Genomic DNA, 17,782 nt, shown 5'->3' with positions numbered 1-17,782 from the left:
TCTACTCATAATTCTAAGATACAATTTTCATAACAATCATATCTTAACCTACTGTCCGTTCAAATGTAGCAACTCCAAACTGTCTGCCGCAATCCTTTCTGCGTCTCCAAGATCTGAAAGGTTTAAAACGCAAGAAGAAAGTGGTTAGGTAATTAAGTGAAAATGGAACCCCCTACCCCTTCCAACACTCTAATCTTCCGACACTCCAACCTTCCAACCTTCCAACCTTCCGACCTTCTAACCTTCCGACCTTCTAACCTTCTAACCTTCTAATCCTCCAATTGGCCACCGGAAAAAAGAACTCCAAAATATAAATACTATATTTGAACTTCACATCATTAATTACAACCGATGCATCAGAACGAGATTAGATGGAAACAGCGATTTTCGAATTACAAGAAAGCTTTGCTTACACTTTCTTCTGGCGTAAAACAGTATCACGAATCAGGCCTTTCAGAGCTTGAAAAACAAGGTTTGATTCAAGGCTTCGAATTCACGCACGAGCTAAGTTGGAAGGTCATGCAGGATTTTCTGAAAGATCAGGGAGAAACGAACCTATATGGTTCAAAAGACGCGACTCGCGTGGCTTTTAACAGAGGACTCATAACCCATGGAGAGCTATGGATGACTATGATTGCTGACAGAAACCTGACATCGCACACCTACCAGGAGGAAATTTCGGAAAAAATCCTTAAGCGAATCGTAAACGATTACTATGCCTTGTTTTTAACCTTCGAAAAGAAAATGGATGAGCTATGCCTTATGGACTGAGCGATAAAACCCGGGATTCATTAGCTGACGTCTTTCGCAAGTATGCCAATATCGAACAGGTTATACTTTATGGTTCAAGGGCAAAAGGCAATTACTTTGAAGGTTCAGACATTGACCTGACATTGGTAGGCGACAACTTGGATTTTTCAGATTTGCAACGTATTTCTGTTGATATCGATCAGTTGAACCTTCCCTATTTAGTGGATATTTCAATATTTAGAACCCTGTCCAATAACCAATTGATTGACCACATTAAACGCGTTGGTATTACCATTTATACGAAATGAGCATCGAATAACGATCAAGCCCAGACACTTTAACCTTGACAACTTCTCCCTTTAACCTTTAACCTTTAACCTTTAACCTTTAACCTTGTCCCTTTACACTTTAACCTTAGTCAGCAGTCGCGAGATTCGAGTCTCTACGTTACTGAATAACCAACAAATGACAAACATTAAAAGCCAGGCAAAGGTGCAGATTACCCCCATGCTCTTTGCACTCTGCTCTTTGCCCGATTGACCACTGAATGACAATTCTTCCGGGCGCAGGATCAGGCTAAGGCAAGCCCCATGCTATCTGCCAATAACGAACCGACGAAGTCGCGAACTCACGAACGCATGAGGTCAGATGAAAATAGCGAGCACGCAACGAATGACCATCAAATCACGACTAATGACAAACATTAAGCGCCAGGCAAAGGTGCAGATTACCCCATGCTCTCTGCCCTCTGCTCTCTGCACTCTGCTCAATTGACTACTATTGCCAACCAATGACAAGTGTTTTAACCACAGAGTAACCAAGAGTAATTCACAGAGTGTCACAGAGCGAAAAACGAACTCATGAACCTATGAACTCATGCACATTATTTAACCGCTAAGACGCAGAAGATCCGTAAAGCACTCAAGCAATGACCGCTGAATGACCATCAAATGACTAGCATTGACATTTTCCAGGCACAGAATCAGGCTAAGACACAGGTAAACTCCATGCCCTTTGCGCTAAGCTCTTTGCTCTCTGCCCTCTGCTCTCTGCCCTCTGCCCTCTGCCCTCGACAACCGACAACCGACAACTGAAAACTGATAACCGATCTTCCACTTTTAGTTGAATATAATTTTGCATAGCAAGCGTAAAAGCCTTTTATTTGCATTTTTTATGGGCTGGCTACAAAGTTCTCCATTCATCCTTGGCTTTCAATGGATGCGTTAAACCTGAAATTACAAATCCTTCAAGCACGAGAGAATGGCCCGAATAATACGTATCGGTCTCCACAGACAGTCTCTTTGGTAAAATAAAACAAGCGATTCGGCAGTATGAGTGAATTTATTTTAGGCGGACTATGCTTTAGCATTGCTTTTGTCAGCGTGTTTTTGGTTCAACCCTCAGTTGCTCAGGTTGGCTTGGCAAAAAACCTGACCGCAGAGCCGGAAAAACACTTTCCCAAGCTTCCCCTGTTAACGATGGGAGGCGTATCCATGTTTTTTGGCATCAACCTGGCCTTGGCGCTTTGTACCAGCAGTAAAGGCTTTGGAAGCCTGCACCCGCTAATTGCCGCCATGGTTATCCTGTTTTTTTCTGGCTTGCTCCTGGACACAAACATCACCTTTCGGTACATCCGGCAAATGGCCAAGCTGCTGGCTGCAGCGGTCCTGGTGCTTCACACCCGGGGCACCCAGGGGATTCTTATTCCGGGGATGAATCCCACACTGGATGCATTGGTGCAAATCGTTTTTGTCATCGCATTCATGTATGTATTTCACGAACTGGTCTTGTTTCGTAAAATGACCATGCTTGTGCTGGCACTCCTGCATGCCTTGTTTTTTGTTGGCATCAAAGGATTTGTGCAGCTGCCCTTCAATGATTTTTTGTTGGCACTGGCACTCTCAGGAAACCTGGCAGGCATCTTAATTTACAGTGCCTATGCCCGCTATAAGCACAAGCCCCTTCCCTTGATTGGGCATACCGGCATTTTCCTGATTGCTATCATTCTTGCTTACCTTTGGCTAAAGCTGCTCGCTTTCTGGATCAACTAGCAAATGAGCAAGAAGTATCCAACGAATGACCATCAAGACACTTTAACCTTTAACCATGACAACTTTAACCTTAATTTGAAATCAAGAGTAGCGAGTAATGAGTAACGCAAATCCAAAGAATGACAAGCCAGTTTAACCACTGAAGAACCAAGAGTAATTCACAAAGTAGCACGGAGCGAAAAACGAACTCATGAACCTATGAACTCATGCACATTCTTTAACCGCAAAGACGCAAAAGATCCGCAAAGCAATCAAGGAATGACAACCAATGACATTTTCCAGGCACAGGCACAGGCAAACCCCATGCTCTTTGCCCTCTGCTCTTTGCTCAATTGACAACAAATGACATTATTTCTAACCGCAAAGACGCAAAAGATCCGCAAAGCAATCAACAAACACGATCAAGCTCCAGAAATTTTAACCTTTAACCTTGGTCCTTTAACCTTAACTGGAAGTCGTAAGTAGCGATTACCGAGAATACAAAGAATGACTACTATTGACAACCAATGACAAGTGTTTTAACCACTGAAGAACCAAGAGTAATTCACAAAGTAGCACGGAGCGAAAAACGAACTCATGAACCTATGAACTCATGCACATTATTTAACCGCTAAGACGCAGAAGATCCGCAAAGCAATCAAGGAATGACAACCAATGACATTTTCCAGGCACAGGCACAGGCAAACCCCATGCTCTTTGCCCTCTGCTCTTTGCTCAATTGACCATCAAATGACATGAGCTTGGTACTTTAACCTTGACAACTTTAACCTTAACCAGAAGTAGTGTGTCACGCGTAGCCAACCTCTACCCAATGCCTATTAATGACAAGATTGACTTGATTTAACCGTTAGTCACAAAAAATTAATCCAGGTGAAGCAAAAGACTAGCATCTTAGTAAAAATTAACCACGAAGAACGCCGGGGATACACAAATCTTGGAGAACAGCAGGCCCAGACACTTCGTTAACCGAAGATTCATTACGAGCCCAGACTAACAAAGCGGGTTCTTCCTGAACAAAATTCGCTGCTTTTCGTTCAATGACAAAAAACTCACGCTTTATATTTCCTAAGCCGTCATTATGAAAAAGCTGCTATCACTCCCCGAGAACCTTGTTAAACAATTCCATGAATTAGAGCAAGTCAGTTCGAATGATTTTTTCTGTGCTTCAGACCCTTCCGGAACCAAAGTTGGCTCAGGAGGTGGCACCGCCCATTTGTTGCATCAATCCTGGTTAAACGACAATACTCAGCAATCACTCGATCAGTGGCTAAGTCAGGAACAACGCATTATTATTCATGCAGGGGGTCAAAGCCGGCGCTTACCAGCTTATGGCCCTTCCGGAAAAATTCTCACCCCCATTCCTGTTTTCAGATGGGAGCAAGGCCAACGTCTCGATCAAAACCTGTTGGAATTGCAACTACCGCTATACGAACAAATCCTTCAAAAAGCTCCCAACTCACTCAATACACTGGTTGCCAGTGGCGATGTTCTAATTCGTGCTTCTGAAAATCTGACAAATATTCCTGAAGCCGATATTGTATGTATAGGTATCTGGACCAGTCCGGAAAAAGCAACCAACCACGGTGTGTTTTTTTGTAAACGACACACCAGTTCCGACCTTGAGTTTATGCTTCAAAAACCTTCTCCCGAAGCCATTCAGTCTCACACAAGCGATCACCTCTTTCTTATGGATATTGGAATTTGGCTACTCAGTTCGAAAGCACTTAAAATTCTAATGCAACGCTCAGGGTGGAATACAAGCCTAGATCAATTTAATAATAGACAGGTTAGTTACTATGATCTGTACGGTACTTTTGGTCCGGCCATGGGCCTACACCCCAACGAAAAAGACGATGAAATCAACAAACTCAGCGTAAAGATCATCACCCTTCCCAACGGCGAGTTTTACCATTACGGAACCAGCAAAGAATTAATTGACAGCACAGAGATCATCCAAAATCAGGTGGTTGATCAAAGAAACATTTGGCAACGTCGGGTAAAACCTCATCCCAGCATGTTTGTGCAAAATGCCATAACCGACATTGAACTTAAAAGTGATCACCATCATCTATGGATCGAAAATAGCCATCTTGGTCATCGATGGCAACTTTCCCATCACCATATAATTACCGGTATCCCCAATAACAATTGGAACCTGAAGCTTGCTCCTGAAAATTGTCTGGATATGGTTCCTATTCATGATCAGGAAGTCTGCATTCGCCCTTATGGCTTTTTCGACAAATTTAATGGGACATTGGCAGGTGGTGCACAATGGCTTGGAACTCCGCTCAAGAATTGGCTCCAACTGAAAGGCATTACCTTAGAAGAAGCGGAACTGGATCCGGAAACCGATATTCAACTGGCTCCCCTCTTTCCTGTGACCAAGCAGCCCGAAGAAAAATTAATTCAATGGATGCTTGATCCTACCGATCATTCTCCGGAAATAAAAAAAATATGGCTAAGTAGTAAACGCTTATCGGCGGCAGACTTAAACGATCAGGCAAACCTTATTCGCCTCTATGCTCAGCGCGATCAATACCGCTGCATGAACTGGCCTCTGCTTGCTAAAAATTACCGCAAAAGTGTGTTTTTTCAGGTCAACCTTGAAGCAGCAGCACAGGACTTTGCCCGAAATAACATGGAGCTTCCAGCTCCACTTGCTGAACATGAAGAAGCAATTCTCCGAATCAAAGATGAAATGTTTAAAGCTCGTGTTACATCGCTCAAAAACGGCAATGGCCAGATTCACGAACAAAACGCTTTTAATATCCTTCGGGAAACAATTGTTGACACCGTTAAAAACAAACCGGCACTTCCTCAACTTAATGTTTACGAAGACCAGATTATCTGGGGAAGAAGTCCTGTACGCTTTGACCTGGCAGGTGGCTGGACCGACACAGCCCCTTTCTGTCTTACTCATGGCGGACGTGTGGTTAACCTCGCAGTTGAACTTAATGGGCAGCCTCCATTGCAAGTCTATGTTAAACCGACTTCCGAATTTAAAATCGTGTTCCGCAGTATTGACCTGGGGCTGAAAGAAGAAATTACCACTTACGAGGAACTGGCTAATTTTGCTCAGGTAGGCTCAGCATTCTCCATTCCCAAAGCGGCACTTTGCCTTTGTGGCTTTCACCCCGATTATGCAGCCATACAGTACCCTTCCTTAATCCAACAGTTAAAAGCCCTTGGAGCAGGCGTTGAACTTTCATTGCTGGCAGCAATTCCCAAAGGCTCTGGCTTAGGAACAAGTTCTATTCTGGCAGCAACCGTATTAGGTACATTATCTGACTTTCTCAATTTGAACTGGGATCAGGCAGAAGTATGCCACCGAACCTTGGCATTGGAGCAGCTTTTAACAACGGGAGGTGGATGGCAGGATCAATACGGAGGAATACTCCCAGGTCTTAAGTTGTTGCAAACTGATCCAGGAATTCACCAACAACCTGTAGCACGCTGGCTCCCGGATCATCTCTTTACACGCCCGGAATTTCACAACTGTATGCTTCTTTACTATACAGGTATCACGCGTACTGCTAAGAATATTTTAGCAGAGATTGTCAGAGGTATGTTTCTTAATTCAACCACTCATCTTCGGATTTTGCAAGAAATGAAACAGCATGCACTCAATACGTTTGATACCATTCAAAAAGGGAACTACCAGTTACTAGCTGACCATGTACGCCACAGCTGGAATCTTAATCAACAGCTGGACGCCGGAACCAACCCGCCGGAAGTGCAACAAGTACTTTCTCAAATTTCAGACTATACACTGGGGCATAAGCTGCTTGGAGCCGGCGGAGGTGGGTATTTGTTTATAATGGCTAAAGACATCGTTGCAGCAAGTAAAATAAAAAGAATTTTGGAAGAAAATCCTCCTAACCAGCGTGCCAGGTTTGTGGACTTTGCCCTTTCGAATGATGGTTTTCAAGTTACACGTTCGTAGCCTGTTGGCCCCACAACATTGGCACCGGTAAAGAAATATCCATTCTGGTCGCAGAAGAACCCGTAAAAGGGGCCATGCGAATCAAAGTACGCCGAAAGGAAACCGGGATCTAGTCCTTGTTCCCTTTCGCAATATAATCATCCGAATCAATGCATTCACTATGAAAAAAGATAGCAAAATATACGTTGCCGGCCACAAAGGACTGGTGGGATCGGCCCTATGGAAAACCCTTCAGAACAAAGGATACACCAACCTGATTGGTCGGTCGTTGGAAGAGCTGGATTTGATGGATCAATCAGCCGTCGCTCAATTTTTCGAAATCGAAAAACCGGAATATGTGATTCTGGCAGCAGCCAAAGTAGGAGGTATTATCGCCAACAACACCTACCGCGGACAGTTTATCTATGAAAACCTGCAAATTCAGAACAACGTTATTCATCAGTCCTATGTGCACGGCGTGAAGAAACTGTTATTCCTCGGCTCTACCTGCATCTATCCGAAAAACGCACCACAACCCATGACCGAAGATTGTTTGCTGACCGATGTGCTGGAATACACCAATGAGCCCTATGCCATCGCCAAGATTGCCGGCTTAAAAATGTGTGAAGCCTACAACATGCAGTATGGCACCAATTTCATTTCGGTTATGCCGACCAATTTGTATGGTCCCAATGACAACTTCAATCTGGAAACCTCGCATGTGTTGCCCGCTATGGTTCGGAAAATCCATTTATCGAAGTGCCTGGAAGAAAGCAACTGGGATGCTATCCGCGACGACCTGAATAAACGCCCCGTGGAAGGCATAGACGGAGCAGCTTCAGAAGAAGACATCCTGTATATTCTGAAAAAATATGGGATCTACCTGCACCATTCTGCCAGGGAAGAAGAAACACGCCTGTTCACGCCACCCGCATCTCAGAAACAGCCGGTTACCTTGTATTTATGGGGAAGCGGTAATCCGATGCGCGAGTTCCTCTGGTCGGAGGATATGGCCGAAGCCTGTGTTTTCTTGCTGGAAAACCGAAACTTTGAAGATATCAAGGCAAGCAGTGGAGACGAAGTGCGAAACACCCACATCAACATTGGCACCGGTAAAGAAATCGCCATTCGGCAACTGGCGGAAACCATTCAACAAACCATTGGTTTTCAAGGCAGCATTGAGTTCGACCGAACCAAGCCTGATGGTACTCTTCGCAAGCTGACGGATCCGTCCAAGCTTCACAGCCTGGGATGGAAACACCGTATTGAGCTGGAAGAAGGCGTTCGCCTAATGTACCAGCACTACCTGGCTTAGCAAGGGCAAGCACGCACGATATCAGGCAAAAGAACGCCTCAAAAGAATCATGCACTTAAGGACAGATGTACTTAGGTGCTTTTTTTTGCCCATACACGACCATCCATAAAGCATACACCCAAGGACAATTCCTAAGGCTAAGGCACAGACTAAGGCGTCCCCCGAACGGACGAAGGCAAGCAAACACGAACGCACGAAGTCAGAAAGAAGTTGAGAGTCCTGAGTAGCGAGTATCTGCAATATAACTATTGAATGACTACGATTGACTACCAATGACATGAGCTTGGCTCCTCAACCTTTAACCTTGTCCCTTTAAACTTTAACCTTGACTTCAGCCACGAGTCGCAAGAATCAAGTATCGATTGAATGACCATCATTGACAACCACTCTTTGCCCCACGCTCTATGCTCTTTGCTCTCTGCCAATAACGAACAGATGAAGTCGCGAACTCACGAACGCACGAGGTCAGACGAAAAAAGCAACCAATCAACGAATTGACCAACAGATAACTACTGATGACAAGTATAAAGTGTCAGGCAAAGGTGCAGATAACCCCATGCTCTTTGCTCAATTGACCATCAAATAACAACGAATGACAAACTTTTTAAACACAGAGCACCCCGGAGTGAGAGACGAGTGACAAACTCACGTACTTATGCTCCTTCCTAACCGCAAAGACGCAAAAGATCCGCAAAGCACTCAAGGAATGACCATCATTGACAACCACTCTTAGCCCTCTCCCCTTTGCCCACGCTCTCTGCCCTCTGCCCTTTGCCCTTTGCCCAAATAACTACCAATGACAATAATCGACAAGAATAAACCGCAAAGAAAAACAAGATCGAAATCAATGGACAAAACATGAACCCATAGCGCAAAAAACTTCGTAAAACCAGCATCAAATCTGTTTTTTGTTTTTTTGCAAAGTGTGCTCCTTCGCCCCTTATTCAGGCGTTTCAGCAGGCAAAATGGGAAGGATGTTAACTGAATAAAACAGCACCACATGGAAAATCAATCATTTGGGAGATGCAATTTCTGCCACACGCCACTTCACCACCTGGTAACCGATTTGGGCATGCAGCCCCTTTGCGAGGATAAAATTCGTCGGGAAGACCTCCATAAAATGGAACCCCATTTCCCACTCAAGGTCTATGTCTGCGAGCATTGTTTTCTGGTACAAGCACCTCCCGTCGTTTCACCAGAAGTTATTTACCGCGACTATGCCTATTATTCCTCCTACTCGGATACCTGGCTTGAACACGCCAAGCAATACGTGGAATATGTCAGCAAGCGGTTTGAGATCGGGCCCAAGGCTTTGGTCGTCGAAATTGCCAGCAATGATGGCTATCTGCTTCAATATTTTATGGCGAAGGGAATTCCGGTCTTAGGCATCGACCCCTCCCGTGAAATTGCAGAATATGCCCAACGCGAAAGAGGCATAAAAACCGAGATCCGCTTTTTTGGCTATCAAACCGCTCAGGACCTGGTTCGTCAATACGGACAGGCCGACCTGATTGTCGGCAATAACATTCTGGCTCACGTTCCCGATATCAATGACTTTGTGAAGGGAATGAAACATTTCTTGAAAGCCAACGGTGTCATTACCATGGAATTTCCTCATCTGGAGCGCCTGATTGCTGAAAACCAGTTCGACACGATCTACCACGAGCACTTCTCCTACCTTTCATTTACGGCCGTAAAAAACATTTTTGATCATTATGATCTCACCCTTTTTGACGTCCAGAAACTCAATACCCACGGGGGGTCGATCAGAATACACGCCTGCCATAAGGCCGATCAAAGCAAGCCGGTTGCAGAGGCCGTTCGTCAGCTTTTAAAGCAGGAGCACGAAGCAGGCATGGACACCCTCTCCTACTATGATCAGTTCAACGAAAAGGTGAAAGAAACCAAACGCAAAATCCTGGAGTTCCTGATTCAGGCTAAACGGGAGGGCAAGCAGGTAGTCGGTTATGGTGCCCCCGGCAAAGGCAACACCTTGCTCAATTATTGTGGGGTGAGAACCGATTTTTTGGATTTCACCGTTGACCGGAATCCGCACAAACAAGGCAACTTCTTGCCCGGAAGCCATATCCCGATCTATCACCCGGACACGATCAAAGAGACCCGTCCCGATTACCTGTTCATTCTCCCGTGGAACTTAAAAGAAGAACTCATCCATTACAACAGCTATATTCGCGAATGGGGCGGAAAGTTTGTCATCCCCATCCCTGAATTGACAGTCATTGACTAGGCCCGGATCAACCGAAAGCCCCTCTTGATTCCTGGTTCTTGGCTCTTGCTTCTTTCTTCTTCCCTTGTTTTTGTATGCCCAAAGGGATTCGGTATTTTTGCACGATGATTAAAAAAACGATACTGTTACTAACGCTGGTTTTGGGCTGGAACGGACTGCGGGCTCAACGCGAATCGACCAACGATTTTGTGCCGTATTATCCCGGGACTGACAACAAACAATACCTTTTAATTGCACCGGGGACACTGGGTCCCAATGCCCTGCCAATTCCCGCTATTTTAGATGGAGAAGTAGGTACTGATAACCTGTTCCGGATTGCCTGTGATTCCTATTTTCGTGATGGTGGAGGCGACAACGGGCATAGCCTGATGATCAACTTTCGGTTTCCGGTCGTTCAAAATTTCATGGCATTCGAACTGCAGTGGAACTTGCTGGAATACTTTCATACAACTAATGAGGTGCGAGATATCATGCAACTTTTCAAGGATGACCCGGGCTGGACCCTGAATCGGGGCGACCTCATTCTAAACACCTACATCCAGTTGCTGCAGGAACGTTCGTTTTGGCCCGCCTTCATGGTGGTCAATGCCCTGAAGACAACCACCGGAAGCATCAAAGATGGCCGGGCAACCGACCTGCCGGCTCATTGGCATTACATGAGTATGGGCAAGCAACTGGTGAACTTCGGGCAGTTTCAGTTCCGGCTCAATGCCATGGCTGGATTTTACGTGTGGCAAACCAATCAATTTGACCTGGAGCAAAATGAAGGCTTCCTGTGGGGACTGGAAAGCCAATTCAACTACCGCAAGCTGGAACTGGGCGTGGGGACATCGGGCTACAATGGCTGGAAATGGTATGGCGAAGACCGCCCTATTCAACTCAAAGGACGTTTGATCATCAATAATCCGATCGTAAACTATTTTGTGGAATACAAAACCGGCCTGCAGGATTATTACTACAGCTCCTTCTCCGTCGGCATCAACTGGCACCCGCGTTCCCCGTTTAAGTTGGACCGCCATTAAAACCCTGCTCCGTGCCGCACAATTTTTATCTTTGTTGAAATTGCATTCAATCCGATTATGAAACTTGCCGTTATTGACCTTGGAACCAACACCTGCAACCTGCTGATTGCCGAAATCAGCGGGAAAACCTACTCCCTCATCCATCAAAGTAAAGTTGGGGTGAAGTTGGGCAAAGGAGGCATCCACAAAAACCAGCTAACTCCTGAGGCCTTCCAGCGGGCAACGGCTGCCCTCAAGCAGCACCTGCAAACCATCGCTTCTTATTCTGTCGATACCGTACGAACGCTGGCGACCTCGGCCGTGCGCGATGCCGCCAACCAGCAGGAGTTTACCCAACACCTGTTTGCCGAAACCGGCCTTCGTCTGGAAACCATTTCCGGAGAGCGCGAGGCTCAGCTGATTTTTGAAGGGGTTCAACTGGCCTTGGGCAAACTCCCCAACCACAGCTTGATTATGGATATTGGTGGAGGCAGCAACGAATTTATCGAACCTTTTGATGAGTCGATTCGCTGGAAGGCAAGCTTTCCTTTGGGTATGGCCCGCGTACTGGAACAACTTTCCATCTCCGATCCCATCCGTCCGAACGAAGTTACAGCCATCGAAAACTGGTTTTTGCAAGGAATGAAACCCCTTTGGCAGCAGCTTAACACCAAGCCGGTTTGCCAACTCATTGGCTGTTCGGGAGCCTTCGACACCCTGGCCGACTTGCTGGATGAAACGCCACCCGGAACCAAAAGCCGAAGCAGTCAACTCATTTCGATCCGGGATTTCAACCGGATTGCGGATCAGGTCATTTTTTCAACCAAGGCACAGCGCGATCAAATGATTGGGATGGATCCCCTGCGGGTAGAAATGATCGTTCCGGCACTCCTACTCATTCGCCTAACCATTCAGAAGCTGGGAGTCCGCGAAATCATCCAAACGGACTACGCACTTCGTGAAGGCGTTTTGTTCGAATGGATTAATCATTAATTTTGAACGAATAAAATTTAAAAGCACACCATGTCAAAAATATTAGTGATCGACGATGAGCGCAGTATCAGAAACACGCTGAAGGATATTCTGGAGTTTGAAAAATACCAGGTTGACCTGGCTGAAGATGGTCAGCAAGGGATTGACCTGATTCGTAAAAACGTCTACGACATCGTGTTATGCGATATCAAAATGCCTGGTATGGATGGCATCGAGGTGCTTCAAAAAGTCCAAATCCTTGCCCCCGACGTACCCGTTGTGATGATCTCCGGACATGGAAATATTGACACTGCTGTGGAGTCAATCAAAAAGGGAGCCTTTGACTATATTGAAAAACCGCTCGACCTGAATCGCCTGCTCATCACCATTCGCAACGCCATGGACAAATCGAACCTGATTACCGAAACCAAGGTATTGAAAAAGAGGGTGAACAAAAAATACGAAATTGTCGGACAATCCGAGGCCATGCAACGAATCATTCAGATGGCCGATAAGGTGGCCCCCACCGATGCCCGGGTGCTGATTACCGGAGCCAACGGAACGGGAAAAGAGCTGGTTGCCCGTCGCCTGCACGATCAAAGCAACCGCGCTTCGGGTCCGTTCATCGAAGTCAACTGCGCAGCCATTCCTTCAGAATTAATTGAAAGCGAACTGTTCGGCCATGAAAAAGGAGCTTTTACTTCGGCTGTCAAACAGCGCAAAGGGAAATTTGAGCAGGCTTCGGGCGGAACCCTCTTTTTGGACGAAATTGGCGATATGAGCCTTTCGGCTCAAGCCAAAGTATTGCGTGCCTTACAGGAAAATGTCATCACCCGCGTTGGAGGTGACAAACCCATTAAGGTGGATGTGCGCGTGGTGGCAGCAACCAACAAAAACCTGAGTGAAGAAATTGAAAACAACAACTTCCGCGAGGACTTATACCACCGATTGAGTGTTATTCTGATTCAAGTTCCCACCCTCAACGAACGGGCTGAAGACATCCCCGAACTGGCCAATCACTTTATCAAGCAAATTTGCAGCGAATATGGCATGCCCGAAAAGACCATTACCGACGAAGCTTTGGTTAAACTGCAACAGATTAACTGGACCGGAAATATTCGTGAATTTCGAAATGTCATCGAACGCCTGATCATTCTGGGAAATAAATCCATTACCGACAGTGATGTTGAAACCTTTGCTGCGCCCATTAAGTAGCGATAAGGATAATTTTTCACATTGTGAAACATCAGTTTATCAGGTGTTTTTGACCTTTTTAAAGCCATACAACATGTTTTTCCGGAATAAGCAAACTTCTTGGAGAATTTGTTGTTATAACAAAACGAAAGATTACCGACCTTAGAAAGACATAGTACAAAATTAAGGAGACCCGCTGAAGCCGGAAAGTTTTTGTTGTTGTCATGGCGTATTTAAACACTTCACCCCGGGGTTTATTGTTTCCCGGGGAACGGACCGAGTTTCATGGGTTTCCTTTTTTTGTTTCCTCATAAACAGCAAGTCATTTTCTATAAATAGCAGAGCTTCCTGCTCACTCATTTTACAAAAAACCATTTCAATTTTGAAAAGGCCACTTGACAGTACCTTTAAAATGGCTCCGGATAGCCCTTCATTTCCTGCACGTTTGCCTATTCTCCGGGCACGCACTTCGGCAATAAGCATTCGGATATCGAATAATTACAAAGAATATCCGTTATATTTGGAGCTTTAAAAACATAAAACACGCAGACTATGAAACGTGTCGCCATATTTCCCGGTTCGTTTGATCCGTTTACCATCGGACATGAAAGTATTGTCAGAAGAGCCCTTCCCATGTTTGATAAAATTATCATCATGATTGGGTACAACACCAACAAGCAATCCTTCTTTCCCATTGAAAAACGCATGAAATGGATTGACCAGGTTTTTGACGATGAGCCCAAAGTGGAGGTTCAAACCCATGAAGGACTGACGGTTGACTTTTGCAAGAAAGTAAACGCCAACTACATTCTGAGGGGCCTACGCACATCGGCCGACTTTGAGTACGAACGGGCCATTGCGCAGGTTAACAAAAAGATGCACCCGCAGATTGAGACCGTTTTCCTGCTGACCAAACCAGAGCATACCCCGGTAAACTCTTCCATTGTTCGCGACATTATCCTGCATGGCGGCGATGCCAGCATGTTTTTACCCAATAAATTAAACATGGATGAATTTAAAAAAGATGAAGCTTAAAACCCTCCTTCTTTTTTTCGTTTTAACCATTGGCTTCCGGCCGTTTTTGCAAGCCCAGCAACAGGTTGTTCTATCAGGAAAAGCGCCGGAATATGCTGGCTATCAAATAGAGCTGTACCGTTACGCTGATCCGATTTCAGAGGAAAAGCAATTACTGACCCGGTTGGCAATTGCATCAGATGGCAGTTTTGAGGCAACGCTAAGCTTGCAGGAAATCACCTATGCCTTTGCCACTTTCGATTCCTACCAGGCCTCGCTGTTTCTGGAACCCGGAAAACAATATGAGCTGACTTTACCTCCGCTAAAACCGGTGCCGCCCAGTCAAAAGCGCAATGCCTTTTTTGAGGCAGATGAAATCAGCTTTGTCCTCAAAAACAGCCATCCACAGGAACTCAACCGACAGATTGAGGCCTTTGAATTGGCTTATTTCAAAGAGGAAAGCCGCTACTTTAACCAAATCTACCACCAGAAATCCCAAGCGGCGGTTGACTCGTTGAACAAGCTTTTACACCAGGATTTTCCACCAACATCCAATACTTACTTTGAACGGTACAAGTTTTACCGCCTGGCATTTGCTGAATTCATTCTCCACCAGGGTGAGTCCAAACAATTCATCCAAACCTATTTTCTCGATCAAAAACCCGACCTGGGCATTCCTCCATGTGCCCAGCTGTTCAAACAACTTTTCGCCAATCAGTTTGAATTTGAGGGAAATAAAATTCAGGGGAACGATTTCAAACGCTTGGTTGGGCAAGCGAATCTGGCGGGTATTGAAGCTTACCTGATCAGCGAAAACGGCTGGAACAGTGAACTCAGTCAGCTGGTTATCCTGCAAGCCATAAACGATGCCTATTTTCAAGGCAAATTTTCACAACGAAGCTTGCTCCGGCTGTTATCGAAAATTGAAGAAAGCACGTGGGAACAAAATAAAAAAGACATGGCACAACGGCTGAAAGCCAAATTAACCTATTTACAGCAGGGCAGTCAGGCTCCCCAATTTTCAATGACTAATTTTAAAGGGCAACAGCACCAATTAGCTGATTTCGCCGGGAAATACGTTTACCTGAACTTCACTCGGGTATCCAACCCCATTTGCCGGCAACACCTGGATCAACTAAAAACCCTGCAGGCTCCCCTTCAGCAGGAGTTACACATTCTGAACCTGATTATGCCCGACGAGGCCGAAAAGCAGGCGATAATCAGCCAGCAAAACTGGTTAGGAACCTTTTATGTGGTTGATGAGCAGACCGCAGACAAGTATCGCATCTCCAATTTCCCAATTGCTTACCTGTTGGATCCGGCGGGCAAGCTGGTTTTATCGCCGGCCCCCAACCCACTCGATGGCTTCGAGCAACATTTTATCAACCTACTCCGCAAAAAGCATCTGGAAGAACAAAGCCATCAAAGCAGGTAAGGCTTTAACAATTCTTTCAAATTACCATAAGTGTCGCGGTATACCATGGGTAGCTCATTCTCCGAAACCCAGCGCACCTCCTCAATTTGCTCTTCCGTTTGAGGCTTTAAGTGCTCTTCTCCGGCATAGTTCATTTTAAACCAATGGGTTTCTTTCAACACCCAATTGTTGTCCGCAGGCAGGTAGGGCGACCGGTAAATATGGAAGGTAGATGGAAGTTGCTCAGAAATGCTCATTCCGGAAATTCCACACTCTTCCTCCACCTCACGAATAGCGGCTTTGTCCGGTTCTTCTCCTGCTTCAATTTTTCCTTTGGGAAGATCCCATCTCCCGAATCGCCGAATGCATAAAAAACGCCCGCTGGCATTGGTTACCAGACCGCCAGCCGCAGGAATTAAAGTCATATTATCGGCAAGCAGTTGCATGAGGTCAAGCCCCTCGTTCAGGACAATTAACAGTTTTACAACATGTTTACTTCTTTCTAAAGTTTGAAGGTGCGTTTCAAGGTCTTTAAAATCCTTTATATCAGCAGTTTCACAAATGTTATCTTTAGGTGAATTGTTGATTTGGTCTCCCTGAACCAGCAGGTGCTCATTGAAAAAAACTTTGTACATTTGTCCCGAAAACAGATTAAACATTCATAGATTATGCAAGAGATTCACGTTGAGGTTACGAAGAAACTCGTACAAATAAACACAATAAAAATTCAACCATCAAACCCATTCACCTGGGCGTCAGGATGGAAAGCTCCGATCTACTGCGACAACCGTAAAATTTTGTCTTATCCGGAAGCGCGTACATTTATCCGTGATCAATTTGTAAAGTTGATTCGTGAACAATACCCCAATGCAGAAGTCATTGCCGGAGTAGCTACCGGAGCTATTGCCCACGGCATGTTGGTTGCTCAGGAACTTGGCCTGCCATTCATCTACGTTCGTTCAAAACCGAAAGATCACGGGTTGGAAAACCTGATTGAAGGCGACCTGAAAGCCGGACAAAAAGTGGTTATCATCGAAGATTTGGTTTCAACAGGTGTCAGCAGTTTGAAAGCAGCTGAAGCAATTTCAAACTTTGGTGGCGACGTTTTGGGCATGATGGCTATCTTCACTTACAACTTCCCGGTTGCTAAGGAAAATTTTGAAAAAGCAGGCATCGAGCTGACAACATTAAGCCGCTACAAAACATTGATTGAGGTGGCCTTGGAATCTGGCGAAATTAAAGAATCGCAGGTTGAATCTTTAAACCAATGGCGACAAGACCCAGCCAATTGGGGTAAATAAGAAATAAAACTTTTGATAGATATTCCCCGGACACCATCCGGGGATTTTTTTTAATCTGTAATTTATGGCTTTAAGTAAATATACCAGCGACATTAAATTTATTGACCACAATGAAGAAGTGGTCTTCAACTATCTTTCAAACTTTGAAAACCTATCGCAATATGTGAACGACGGTTTATTGCAAAAGGTGAGCGAACAAGTTCCACAAATCAAGATCAACAATTTTGAATCGGACAGCGATTCGTGCCGGTTTGACATTGGCGGCATGGGCCAGGCCGAAATCCGGATTATCAATCGGGAGCCTTTCAAAACCATTAAAGTTGAAAGTTCAGGCAGTTTACCCGTTGAAATTACCTTCTGGATTCAGCTGCTTCCGGTAAGCCCTTACCAAACGAAAATGAAGCTGACCCTACATGCCGAGATGGGCATGATGATCAAAATGATGGCAGGCAAAAAACTGAAGGAAGGCATCAATCAGCTGGCCGAAGTTTTGACCAAGCTGCCTTACCGCTAGTCGGCAAAGAGCAAACGGCTGCGACATTGCCCACATGGGTTTAGGCTAACAAAGCCCGGAGGCCACAAAAACAGGAAGTTTAACAA

At 45.3% G+C, this 17,782-nt stretch carries 14 protein-coding genes; 13 read left to right on the top strand and 1 reads right to left on the bottom strand.

Annotation, left to right across the window (positions count from 1 at the left end):
- Positions 1 to 351: 351 nt before the first annotated feature.
- The 11 genes from ACRD6K_RS15860 to ACRD6K_RS15810 all read left to right on the top strand — a co-directional run bounded on the left by ACRD6K_RS15860 (position 352) and on the right by ACRD6K_RS15810 (position 15,902).
- Complete coding sequence (locus ACRD6K_RS15860) at positions 352 to 771, top strand: nucleotidyltransferase substrate binding protein (RefSeq protein ID WP_430974052.1); 420 nt, start codon at positions 352 to 354, stop codon at positions 769 to 771.
- Positions 756 to 1,058 (top strand): nucleotidyltransferase domain-containing protein, encoded by a 303-nt coding sequence (locus ACRD6K_RS15855; RefSeq protein WP_430974051.1) that lies wholly within the window; start codon positions 756 to 758, stop codon positions 1,056 to 1,058. Before ACRD6K_RS15860 ends, ACRD6K_RS15855 begins: the two co-directional genes overlap by 16 nt.
- Before the next feature lie 1,023 nt (positions 1,059 to 2,081).
- Positions 2,082 to 2,801, top strand: a complete 720-nt coding sequence (locus tag ACRD6K_RS15850; protein WP_430974050.1) for a hypothetical protein — start codon at positions 2,082 to 2,084, stop codon at positions 2,799 to 2,801.
- Positions 2,802 to 3,879: 1,078 nt separating this feature from the next.
- Positions 3,880 to 6,744: a bifunctional fucokinase/fucose-1-phosphate guanylyltransferase gene (locus ACRD6K_RS15845; RefSeq protein WP_430974049.1), complete on the top strand. Its 2,865-nt coding sequence runs from the start codon at positions 3,880 to 3,882 to the stop codon at positions 6,742 to 6,744.
- A gap of 160 nt (positions 6,745 to 6,904) precedes the next feature.
- Complete coding sequence (locus ACRD6K_RS15840; RefSeq protein WP_430974048.1) at positions 6,905 to 8,038, top strand: GDP-L-fucose synthase family protein; 1,134 nt, start codon at positions 6,905 to 6,907, stop codon at positions 8,036 to 8,038.
- Between the two features lie 1,000 nt (positions 8,039 to 9,038).
- Entirely contained in the window at positions 9,039 to 10,286 is a 1,248-nt protein-coding gene (locus tag ACRD6K_RS15835; RefSeq protein WP_430974047.1) for a methyltransferase domain-containing protein, read from the top strand.
- Positions 10,287 to 10,390: 104 nt separating this feature from the next.
- The gene (locus ACRD6K_RS15830; protein ID WP_430974046.1) at positions 10,391 to 11,308 is read left to right on the top strand and encodes a hypothetical protein; all 918 of its coding nucleotides are present in this window, start codon (positions 10,391 to 10,393) and stop codon (positions 11,306 to 11,308) included.
- 57 nt (positions 11,309 to 11,365) lie between these two features.
- Positions 11,366 to 12,280, top strand: a complete 915-nt coding sequence (locus ACRD6K_RS15825) for a Ppx/GppA phosphatase family protein (RefSeq protein ID WP_430974045.1) — start codon at positions 11,366 to 11,368, stop codon at positions 12,278 to 12,280.
- Positions 12,281 to 12,310: 30 nt separating this feature from the next.
- Positions 12,311 to 13,474 carry a sigma-54-dependent transcriptional regulator gene (locus tag ACRD6K_RS15820; RefSeq protein ID WP_430974044.1) on the top strand — a complete coding sequence of 388 codons (1,164 nt, stop codon included), beginning with the start codon at positions 12,311 to 12,313 and terminating at the stop codon, positions 13,472 to 13,474.
- Between the two features lie 531 nt (positions 13,475 to 14,005).
- Positions 14,006 to 14,488 carry a pantetheine-phosphate adenylyltransferase gene (gene coaD, locus ACRD6K_RS15815; RefSeq protein ID WP_430974043.1) on the top strand — a complete coding sequence of 161 codons (483 nt, stop codon included), beginning with the start codon at positions 14,006 to 14,008 and terminating at the stop codon, positions 14,486 to 14,488.
- Positions 14,463 to 15,902 (top strand): peroxiredoxin family protein, encoded by a 1,440-nt coding sequence (locus ACRD6K_RS15810; RefSeq protein WP_430974042.1) that lies wholly within the window; start codon positions 14,463 to 14,465, stop codon positions 15,900 to 15,902. Before coaD ends, ACRD6K_RS15810 begins: the two co-directional genes overlap by 26 nt.
- On the opposite strand, the gene ACRD6K_RS15805 is transcribed toward ACRD6K_RS15810, so the two are convergent.
- The gene (locus tag ACRD6K_RS15805) at positions 15,890 to 16,516 is read right to left on the bottom strand and encodes an NUDIX hydrolase (protein ID WP_430974041.1); all 627 of its coding nucleotides are present in this window, start codon (positions 16,514 to 16,516) and stop codon (positions 15,890 to 15,892) included. The genes ACRD6K_RS15810 and ACRD6K_RS15805 overlap by 13 nt on opposite strands.
- A 33-nt stretch (positions 16,517 to 16,549) precedes the next feature.
- Between ACRD6K_RS15805 and pyrE the strand changes: the two genes are divergently transcribed.
- A complete protein-coding gene (gene pyrE, locus ACRD6K_RS15800) occupies positions 16,550 to 17,182 on the top strand; it encodes an orotate phosphoribosyltransferase (RefSeq protein ID WP_430974040.1) in 633 nt (210 codons plus the stop codon).
- A 64-nt stretch (positions 17,183 to 17,246) separates the two neighbouring features.
- A complete protein-coding gene (locus ACRD6K_RS15795) occupies positions 17,247 to 17,696 on the top strand; it encodes an SRPBCC family protein (protein WP_430974039.1) in 450 nt (149 codons plus the stop codon).
- The last annotated feature ends 86 nt before the right edge of the window (positions 17,697 to 17,782 follow it).

This window comes from Sunxiuqinia rutila, assembly GCF_050589705.1.
GTDB classification, from domain to species: Bacteria; Bacteroidota; Bacteroidia; order Bacteroidales; family Prolixibacteraceae; genus Sunxiuqinia; species Sunxiuqinia rutila.
Note: the sequence above shows the minus strand (reverse complement) of the source record. Positions and strands in the feature narration are given on the sequence as shown.